A 10,112-nucleotide genomic window follows, 5' to 3' on the forward strand; every position below is an offset into this window, starting at 1 on the left:
CTTTTCGTTTTTTGGCAATGTTACGGGCGATGGTCATGTGTAAAATGCTGGTCATGAGAGGCCCTACTGCATCTCGGCGCTCTCTATCCAACCCAAAGATAATCATTTGCTTACCTTTAATTTCTAAAGGTAAAGTCGTCTTTCCAATGAAGCAGCCTAGTGTGTTTTTGGCCATAAAGCGAGTAAACATAATACTGGCAGTTGCAACAATGCCTGCAACAGTCTTTTCAGATGCAGCAGAACTGAACAGTTGCCCAAAGGCAATTTTTACCCAAGGATTGAGAGAAGCAGCCATGAGGCGTTTGACCATTTGTTCGCTAGAAAGTATCGCGGCGCAAGTCATGACATCGGCGTAATCGCCAAATTCTTTAGCTAACATTAGAATTGCCTGAGTCAGCTGATCACCGGATGGGCCAAAGAAACCATCTTCAGTTGAATTGCCCAGAAGTCGGAAATTCTTATTGATGACAGTGGAAATTTGTCGGGACGATTCGGCATCACTACTATCCCGAAGAAAATCTAAAGGATTGCAGACTTCAGATTCAGGAAATCCCGGTGCAAAGATGTGAACATCATAGCCCTTGTATTTGGCATAGGCAGCAACTTTCGCTTGAGATGGGTATTTGAAGTCATAAACTATACATGGAAATTCCTGATCAATTGCCGAGTAAATCATCGGGTTAATGGCGCTGAATGTTTTACCACTACCAGGAGCGCCGATGACTGCCGTACCTCGTTGCACATCAGGGATATAGAAAGTAGCGCCACCACCTTTTTCCTGATGTTTACCAATGTAAAGTGCAGCACTATCACATTGGGGATTGGCGATTTGCAAGATGGCTTTTTTCTGAGCAGTAGCAGTTTCTTTAGCTCCACCCCAATAAGAGGTAGCAATTTTCTTCTTGTTAGAGTCGCCAAAAAATACTCTCATTAAAATGTAAGCGCCAAGCAAGGATAAAACTGTTAGTCCATTGGGAGTGAATAATTGATGAGTATAATTGCCAATTGCGTCATCAGGATTTTGTAATTGCTCAAATCGAAATCCTTGAGGATTAGCGCTATTTATTTTGAAAGATTTGCTCATATTTAAGGTAGAGAATTAGGTTGACCAAGAACGATAGGGTCTTTCTCTCGGTACTCAATAAAAGGCACAGGCCCAATGAAGTAGGGACTGCAAGTGCGACCAATGAAGGGTATAGTTTTGCAGATGCGGAAAAACATAGCAGTCTCGACAGAACCACTTGCTTCATCAATATTCCAAACTACTTGCTTAAAGCTGGAGCCAAAGGGGTTTCGACCAGTAGGCTCTTTACCATCATTAAGAGCTTTTAAAATGCCAAATCCACCATTAACCTTTTGGAATTTCCCGGATATCCACTGTGTTCCAGTAGTCTCACCAATGCCGGACATTTCTGTATGAGCGCAATTATTTTGGAGACAAGGAACATTAAAGCCATCTTGATAGCTACCAGATATGGAGCGGGTACGGTTAGCTTCAATATCTCCCAATGGCAGATCAACTTTGGCAACAAATGAAAGGTCAAGTGTTCTCAACCCCGGTAAATTATCCCAGGTGAGTGTTGATAATCCCGGTATACCATCAATTCTGGAGTCTTGCCAATTGGCAAAGCGATTTATTGATGCGTTCTGGATATTAGAAATGGATGTCAAAGGATAATTTCTTAAATTAATTACTCGACCAAGTTGAACATTACTTAAATTGTCATAACGGCCCAGATCAGCGATTGTACCGCCATTAATGCCAAATCTTCTCGCAAAATCACGGATCGGTATAACACTATTAACGTTTCTGTTACCCAAATTAGGAACAGCTCTGACCAAATTTGGCAAGGTCTGCCATCTTGTTAATTGAAAATCATCTAATCTTAACCCACTTAAATTGATTCCTTGTACTGAAGCTATGGTTGAGAGATTTAAATTTTCTATTGCTAATTGAGGTGTTTCAAAATCCCCTAGTTCCATAAACTCGCTAATGCTTTGCCCTGCCGTCCAGGTTCTAGTTTCTGTACCTCTTGTGCCTGGGTAGGTAACACTGCCATTAAGAGAAATAATCATGTCACTAAAACTCAAGCGCGACCAATCAGGAGTAAACCCATTAGCTGAATTTACAATGGGTACTTGTGCAGAAGCCTTGGGCAGCAAAAAGCCTACAAAAGAGTTCAATAGCCCATATTTTATGAAACTATGAATCAATAAACTACCTACTAAACCAAAGAAAATGAAGTAACGTAAGGCGTTATCATTGAGCCGTAAAGATGATTTCATAAGCCATTACCTTGTGTTAAATTATCAGAAGTATTATTCAAAGCAATTAATTTATTAACTAAGTCTTGAGAGACAGAAGCCTTGTTAGCAGCAGTAGAAATGTCATCACCTGCTTGTAAATAACCAATTAACTTTTGCAATCGTTGATGTAGTTCATCTTGCTGATTCATCCATCCACTTTTAATAGCTACAACAATACCGCCTCGAATTTGGTTAATTGTTTGCTGTGTTTTAACTAATGATTGCAATTGAGGTTTCGGGGCTGTTTGTTCTCGTGCCACATCAAGAAGGATCGTCACCTGACTATATTTAGGAGTGCCATTACTTGTTGCTAGTCGAAAACTGTAAGTCTTGCGTTCACCAGAGGATGACTGTGTAACTACTGTTAATAGAGTTGCCGATGTTTGCGGTATTCCGGGAATGTTTACTCTCTTGATCCGCCGTAAATGAATCAATCCAGCGCCAGGATTAGGGCAGTTCTGATCCAGTCCCGATAAGCAACCATCTGTGTCAAGCAGGATTTGCGATGGATCGTCTAACCAAACCTTTTTAATTGTCTCGCCAATTTCATAGAAAGAAATTGCTACCCCGTGACCATTCCAAACGTTGATAGTTTGTAGTTTGGCAGTCGTACCACTAGCTTGAGTTTGTTTGATGGTGCGAACGACTGGGGCGGCAATTGTGGATAGTGGTACACAAGCAAATGCTAGACCCAACGGTATACCAATCAAAAACTTTTTCATGGCAACTCCAGAGAACGATTAACTGTAATGGTCACTTTAGTACCCGCTTCTATGTACCAAATATTAGGGCGAGAAGTAATTTCTTGAGTAGCACGTTGATTGCGTTCACTAAGATTTTGACTGATGTTACCAAAAAAACCTGATATTAACGCACCAGTGAGATTGCGCTGATTGCCACTACTACGTCTACGAATTCTACCTGTAAATTCATCAAGAATTTCTTCTTCACTATCCGGTTGGTTCATAATCTCCCCAACCTTCCCTAATGCAGACACAGCGCCACTAAACAAGTCACTACGGGCAATCTCGCCACCCCTGTCCTGAAATCTTCGAGCTATCAAGGGTCTACCACCTTCCCCAGTCACGGAAATCGCACCCGCTGAAATAGGATATTCTGTATTATCTTTGATGATGCCCCGAACAGAAGCGACAGCGTAACTGCCGCCATCAACCGAAGCTAACTCGACTGCAAACGTTGTACCATTCGGGATTGCCACTTGCCCATAGTTATCGCGTAAATCCTCTTGCAGTCTAGCAACAGACCTATTGCTATTAGAAGTTTGTGTCTGCTCTGAACTATTAACTGTGGTTTGAACTAATGGGGTAACAATCACACCACTAGCAAATGAGCCAACTGTCAAATAACGAGTTTGTTTACCTTGGAGAATTTCGCTTTCTTGAGGTAAATAATTGTTAGCTAAAGTAATTTTGTTAACTTTAGAAGTTGCTTGCCACCTGGAGCGGAGCTTTTCAATCGAGTCCCTTGAGTTTTGCGGCGTGGTTTGGTCAAGATTATTTGTATCTGTTTGTTCATTCGGTTGATTTTGAAATGCTTGAGCTTGATCCGGATCTAATGAAGATTGTTTACTGGTGCTAGTTTCGGTGTACGCGATTTTGCCGTAAGAACCGATGCTGCGGAGTTTGTTCAATTGTTCAAGGGGATCTAGGGGTGTGAGTGTCCGTGCAGATATAGAGGGTCTTGAAGAAAAACTTGTGCGTGTTGGTGGCGGAGTGTAGGTTCTAATTAGTTGTGGTGCAGTCTGAGTTACGCGACGTGGTTGTGTATTTTCAACAGGACGTGGCGCTGGTCGTGGAGATGGTGGGCTAGATGGCACAACCTTTTCAGTTTGAGAAACTGGTACTGGCGCTGGTTGGTCTTTTTTATTTTTGTTAATGCGACCTAACTCATCTTCTTGATCCGACAGAGCTAGTTTTGCACGCGCATCACCGTCTCCCTCATCACTTTGCCCTGCTTGTTCAGTAGTTGGGGTTTCCTGGATTGTTTTAAGTGCAGATTTTGGCGTTGGTGCGGGATTAAACACTCCATTGAGCATCAAAAATATAGCTAAAAATCCAACTCCAAAAGGGACAGCAATTATTGCTAGTCTTGACCAAGGAGAAGTGACAAATGTGTGCTTGGTCGCTACTAATAAACTTTCCGGTTCTGCTGCTTTATTACCATTAGTTTTATTACTATCATCAATTAAGAGCAAATCCTCTAAAGTCGATACAGACCCATTTTTATTATTCTCTTCACTCATTTTCTTTTGCCCAAATCTAAATCGACAATTTCGGTAATTTCTAATCCGGCTTTCCGGGTGGCATAGATTTTCTTAGCTAGTTCGCTAGTATTAGCTGGGATATACTCTGGATTAGAAATTGATGAAAGTGTAATGGTTTTATTAAAAGTAATCCCTTTGCCTGAATTATCACTACGTTCAAAAGTTACGAGCGTACCAATAAAATCTATTTCCCATTTGCGATCTCTGAGTTGCCGTGGCTGTGAAATAAATCTAGGGATTAAAGATACTTGCGTATCACCATTAAATATGCTCGTCGGAGTAATTGAGGCTAATTTTTTCAGAAATGCGGCTCTAAATCCTCCATTTTCACTCAAAGCAAAGGCAGCATCATAAGCTTTACTTGTGACTCGGCTATTAGATTTATTATTAATTTTGCCTACTTCTACCCCAGTATCTTGCTTAGTTATCGGCTCACCTTTCTCATTGAAAGCTTGTACTATCCCATCCCAATTAAACATCTTAATGAAGGTATCAGAAATAAACTTTCTAATCACTTCATCAGAGCGTTTCCCTGGGTCTACTGCCCTAGCGGAAATCGTCTCACCTGATGATAATTGCACCAGGGCTAATTGCTTTTGATTTAGTAGAGAAACCGCTCCATAATTAAGGAACTGTAACAATAGAGAAAACGCAGCCATTGAAAAACCAACTAGAGAAATTATTCCTACTCTCGTTGGTACTGATTGATTATACCTGAGCAGTTGCAATGGCTCTTTATTAGCAGAAGAAGCTTTTTTATGATTCAGCATAAGCATATAAGAAACAGGTTGTAGGGGGCACATCAATTCACAATTTGCAGTACCCCTTTAGAGAAGCAAGCTATGCGATTCGTATTTTTAAAAATTAACTTTGTAGGCTTACTTAGCCATTTTCCCAACTAAGCTACCACCTTTGGTAATTAAACCTTTAGCAACTTCAATTGAAATTGAACTATAAGTTTCAGCAGCTTTATTAATTTGAGTAAGGACAGCAATTCCGCCACCAGCCGCTAAACCTGCACTCAAAAATGGGGCAATTATACCAATAGTAAACAGGAAGAACATTGGTTGATAAGTTTTAGAATCAGCTACTAATTGTCCAGCAAATCCAATAATGATATTGAAGCAGAGTTTTCCAAAACCTACGCTGAAATATCCCACTAACCAAGTGTAAATAGACTTAGCTCCGTAGGGCAATAAAGAACCACCAACCGCTACTGGACCAAGGAGTGCTGTCACTAGCATGGTTAATTCAATTCCCCACTGGTAAGCTCCGTTCATCCCAACTAAAATTATAGTAACAATGTCTGTTATGGCAGAACCGATAAAGCCATTTATGGGAGAGAATATTAAATCTAGTCCATTTGCCTTGCCCTTATTGACATCATTGAAAGCATCAACAGCACCATCAATCGCATCGGTAAACCAAGAGAACAGTCCGTCAGCACCAAATTTATCTGGATATTTCTCTTTTAAGTCTTGCTGTGCTTTATTAAGACATTCTATCTGCTCTTGCTGACTCAAAGACGAATTTTGACACCTGTTAATAATCACACCAATCGCACTACGTGCTGCTTCGGTGCCAAGCGCTTTTTCGTATGCTTCTCTCAGGTCTAGCCCAGCAGCAGTAGTCCCAAGAAGTAATGTATTTACATTGTTAATATAGTTCCTAATACCTAAAGTTGATTCTCCCAAAAGACTCCCGTTATTACTTAGTAGAAGGACAACTATTAAAGGCCAAATAAAATCGGTATAAGCCCGTTGCTCTTCAAGAGCCATCATCTTTTTTGTCCATTCAACTATGAAAAAAGTTAACGTAGCCACAGCGAATAAAGTACCAACAGTACACATATTTCTGTAAACTTCACCGCTTATAGTTCGCTCCCACAATTGGTTAAACCCTTCGGCAACAGCGATTGCATTATTGTTTGCTTCCTCGGCCAGTTGACCGCCAGATGTTTGTCCTAATAAATAGTACAAATGGGACATGTGCAAAATTCTCCTGAATGCTGGGGTGCTGAAAATACAAACTTGCAGTAACTATGGTGCGTGGATGACTTTTTGTATCCGCGCACTTATAACTCTTATTCCTTAAAAGTAGGATCTAGCCGTGCATTAAGTACGACTTCATGTAGTAGAGACAATCTGCCATCTTCTTCGGAGTTCTGCTTTTTCCGTTGGGAATCAAGATGATCTGCCACTTGCGTCAGCATCAAGTTAGAGTAAGCATTGTCTTGTCGGGCTGATAAAGAATCAGTACGCTGCTGTGCCAACATTGACACAATTAAGCCGTTCTGAGCGGCGATCGCTTTGAGAACGTTTTGAGAAGCATCCATGTTCTGAGCTTCATCAGAAATATCTTTTGCTTGCTGGGCGATTTGTGCAGTAGTATCAATCTTGGCTTGAGTTTTTTGTTGCCCATCTTTGCTGACGACGCTAGCGACAGAAGCCAAAGTAAGTTGACGTTCTAGTTCTTGTGCGTTTTGTTGAGCAACGGGATAAGAATAATCGTCCTTAAGTGAATCCTTCAATTGATCAGCCGAAGCAATTGGGTCAGGCGCACCCAATTGTCCGATAGAACTATCAATTGCAGCTTCCGCGTTTTCTTTGATGTCTGCCCAAGCACTGTTAATCTCATCCTTAGCCCATGCTTGAATTTCCGAAACTTCTCCTTGAAGATCCGATACGATAAAACTAAAAAAATCGTTGATATTGAAACCATAACTAGGTGCAGCAATAAAGAAACTGCCAACTGTAGCAGAAAGTATTACCCCAATTGTCCGCTTTTTCATTTAAGCTACCTGCCTTGTATGTGATTTTGAAAGCATAAGTTTAGCCAAGTCTGATAACTCTTCCCCCCGAATCATTCTGATATAATCCTCACTAAATTTGACTAACCCAAGCAGAGGATTATCTTGATAGTGTTTGAGAAACAAACTGCGGAATTCTTGCTCGCTTGGATTGTTAGCAACTGAGGCTAATAAACAGTAAGCGGGATAATAGCGACAGAAAGTTAGCTTGCCGTTATCATCAAGCAACCACTGAGAGTAAATCCCCTCCTTTTTTGGATAAAAAGCTTCTGTACTATTGACCCTGATGATTTCGGTAGGATATTTAAAGCGGACAATAAACGGGTCAACAGCTGATGATTGAATCCTGCCTACTAAACGTGTAGTGATATTGGCAAATATCTTTTGTGCAGCTTTGCTCTGATATATAGTCTCTGGTTCTTGGGCAGAGATGATGACGCGGATACCAGACTTCGCACCATTGGCACACAATCGCCCAATCAGGTCAGCTATCGCATCGAATTGGAATAAAATTGGTGCTTCATCAAGGAAGAAGATGCTGGCTTTTGATGATAATGCGCGACGTAATGCAGCAGCATAGGCACTAAGAGCGAGTATGGCAGCATCAGCTTCACTCGATAAATTACGTAAAGCGAATACTAACAATTTGGCATTAGTTCTAAAGCTGGATGGGCGTGAGATTGATTGTCCTACCCTGGTACTCAACCAATAATTTATTCTCAGCCTGATTTGCTGTAAGGCTTCGGAAATCTCTTGACTCTTACTAGCAATAGAATCTAATTGTATGAAAGCTGGAGAACAAAAATTATAAAAATCTTTGAGCGTCGGAGTTTCGCTCCAATATTGAGTTCCAAATCCATTTTGTATTGCTAACTTGTAGCGTGATTTAATTTCATCATCATTAAAAAATGTTTTCAAACTCAGGGCAATGATTGACTCAATATTGGTGGTAATCGTTGGGCTGACACCAATCATGCTCGTCCCGATCACCATTGTCATCAGCACTGATTTGAGAAATTCCTTAAAATCGTTCAATCGCTCATTTCTCAGTTCTGCATCCAGGGAGCGCAAATCAGGAAGTTCAAAAAGATTGTTTGATTCTTTGGAGATGTCAAAGTAAGCACCATCTTCACCCAGCAGATTGGTGTAGTCGGTGAAAGTGGATGTCCCGTCTGGCTTGGGATAGTCTAGTGCCACTACCGGAATATCTTGTGCAAGTGCCGGGGTAAGAATACCTGCCACCAGCACAGATTTACCTGAACGAGTTGCGCCGAAGACTGCCAAATTCTTATGATTCTGGTACAAGTCTAGATGTACTGGTGTGCCCCCTTCTTCTGCGATTAGCTCAAACCCAGTCCGATCGCCTGTGGCAGTCCTGATCAATGGCATCAGCCCTGGTGCTTCCGAACTAAAATATGGCAGTCTGCGGTTAAAAGGCTTGGTTAACAGTGGTTCCCAAACAAATGGGCAACACTGCAACCATGTCTTCCAAGCGTATTCTATTTCTCGGTCAACTACCGCCGGACGCAAAAAATAGCTGGCAAGATATCGGCAAGCTTCGTCTAATTCCCGTGGGGTTGGGCGGTGAACCAGAAAAGCTGTTGCGGTATGCACAACTACACTCCCTTTATATATTGTCTTCTGCGCCTCTACAGCCGACTCAATATTCATCCCCGACTTGACATCAATATTTCCTTTATCTGTAGATAAAGAAGTGCTGGTAATTGATTGTTTGGTAATGCGTTGAAGATTTGTTTTAGAAATAGCTTGATTTGCCTTTGTTAGCTGACAAATAATTTCTGTATCATAAATACTATCTCTAGAGATTAATTCCCACAAATAACGTAATTGAGCTTGTTCGTCATACCAGCCCCCTGGTTTTTGGCTGAAGTTGAGCGCCCCAATATATTTATTTTGGATTTTTACCCATTTCCTATCAAAGAATGGCACAGACTCCTCATTCTCTAACATCTGGTGGCGGATGTGAAAATCACTAGTTTGAGCTTCTACTAGTCCATTGGCGGAATCTATCTTTAGAGGATTAGGAATTGCTGGTGGCGATGACAGATTGAATTGCTGCCAATTTATTTCCCATATTTCTTGGGCACTCAGCACCCTAATCCCAAGTTTCATTTTATTACTTAGTATGGCTGACCATTGCAAAAAGCCATTGCTAAAGGAATTTTGGAGGATATTTTCAATTCTGGTATTATTATGGGCATGAATTTCTCCAGTAAAAGAAAACCAACCTTTTTCTAATTTTCTGATAATCGATTCGATAAAATCATGAGAACGTTCATCATCAGAAACAACAGTGTACGTACACCATAGCCTGAGAAACTTATTTTTTCTAGTGCCACTTTGAGTTAATTCTTTAACTCGCAATCTTTCACTACGAATCAATAGCTTTAACGCCTCAAGAGAGCAAGTTGACTCTAAAGAAGATAGTTCCTTTTGTCTATAATAATCCGAGGTAAAAGACCCTAAGTGTATTGTGAGGCTTTCGCCTTCGGGAATTTCTTTTAGTCCCGCTTCTATGCCCTCAAAGAGCGGCAGCATTTGCGATGATTCTAAATTCGGATGAATCCCTAAACAATCAAAGCAGAATTTGATTTGAATATTTTCACCTTTTTTGAGAATTAATGCGCCTACACCCTGCCTATCTCCTAAGTTGAGGTCACAAATGCCCGCTAAATGGATAATATCTTCAAA

8 protein-coding genes are annotated in these 10,112 nt (G+C 41.0%); all 8 read right to left on the bottom strand.

All coding sequences use genetic code 11. The features are described from left to right. The coding region (locus F8S12_RS17190; protein WP_196517354.1) for a type IV secretory system conjugative DNA transfer family protein at nucleotides 1-1,084 on the bottom strand (1,084 nt) is incomplete at its 3' end. A 2-nt stretch (nucleotides 1,085-1,086) separates the two neighbouring features. Continuing rightward, nucleotides 1,087-2,286 carry a hypothetical protein gene (locus F8S12_RS17195; RefSeq protein WP_196517355.1) on the bottom strand — a complete coding sequence of 400 codons (1,200 nt, stop codon included), beginning with the start codon at nucleotides 2,284-2,286 and terminating at the stop codon, nucleotides 1,087-1,089. Continuing rightward, the gene (locus F8S12_RS17200; protein WP_196517356.1) at nucleotides 2,283-3,029 is read right to left on the bottom strand and encodes a hypothetical protein; all 747 of its coding nucleotides are present in this window, start codon (nucleotides 3,027-3,029) and stop codon (nucleotides 2,283-2,285) included. The genes F8S12_RS17195 and F8S12_RS17200 overlap by 4 nt, the downstream gene beginning before the upstream one ends. Beyond that, complete coding sequence (locus F8S12_RS17205) at nucleotides 3,026-4,570, bottom strand: TrbI/VirB10 family protein (protein ID WP_196517357.1); 1,545 nt, start codon at nucleotides 4,568-4,570, stop codon at nucleotides 3,026-3,028. The genes F8S12_RS17200 and F8S12_RS17205 overlap by 4 nt, the downstream gene beginning before the upstream one ends. Next, a complete protein-coding gene (locus F8S12_RS17210; protein ID WP_196517358.1) occupies nucleotides 4,567-5,361 on the bottom strand; it encodes a hypothetical protein in 795 nt (264 codons plus the stop codon). Before F8S12_RS17210 ends, F8S12_RS17205 begins: the two co-directional genes overlap by 4 nt. Nucleotides 5,362-5,469: 108 nt before the next feature. Then, complete coding sequence (locus tag F8S12_RS17215) at nucleotides 5,470-6,579, bottom strand: hypothetical protein (RefSeq protein ID WP_230968067.1); 1,110 nt, start codon at nucleotides 6,577-6,579, stop codon at nucleotides 5,470-5,472. Nucleotides 6,580-6,674: 95 nt separating this feature from the next. Beyond that, complete coding sequence (locus tag F8S12_RS17220) at nucleotides 6,675-7,382, bottom strand: hypothetical protein (RefSeq protein ID WP_196517359.1); 708 nt, start codon at nucleotides 7,380-7,382, stop codon at nucleotides 6,675-6,677. Then, a partial coding sequence (locus F8S12_RS17225; protein ID WP_196517360.1) for a hypothetical protein occupies nucleotides 7,383-10,112 on the bottom strand: 2,730 nt, incomplete at its 5' end. It lies immediately after the preceding gene.

The sequence above is a fragment of the Nostoc sp. WHI genome (assembly GCF_015714725.1).
Lineage (GTDB): Bacteria > Cyanobacteriota > Cyanobacteriia > Cyanobacteriales > Nostocaceae > Nostoc.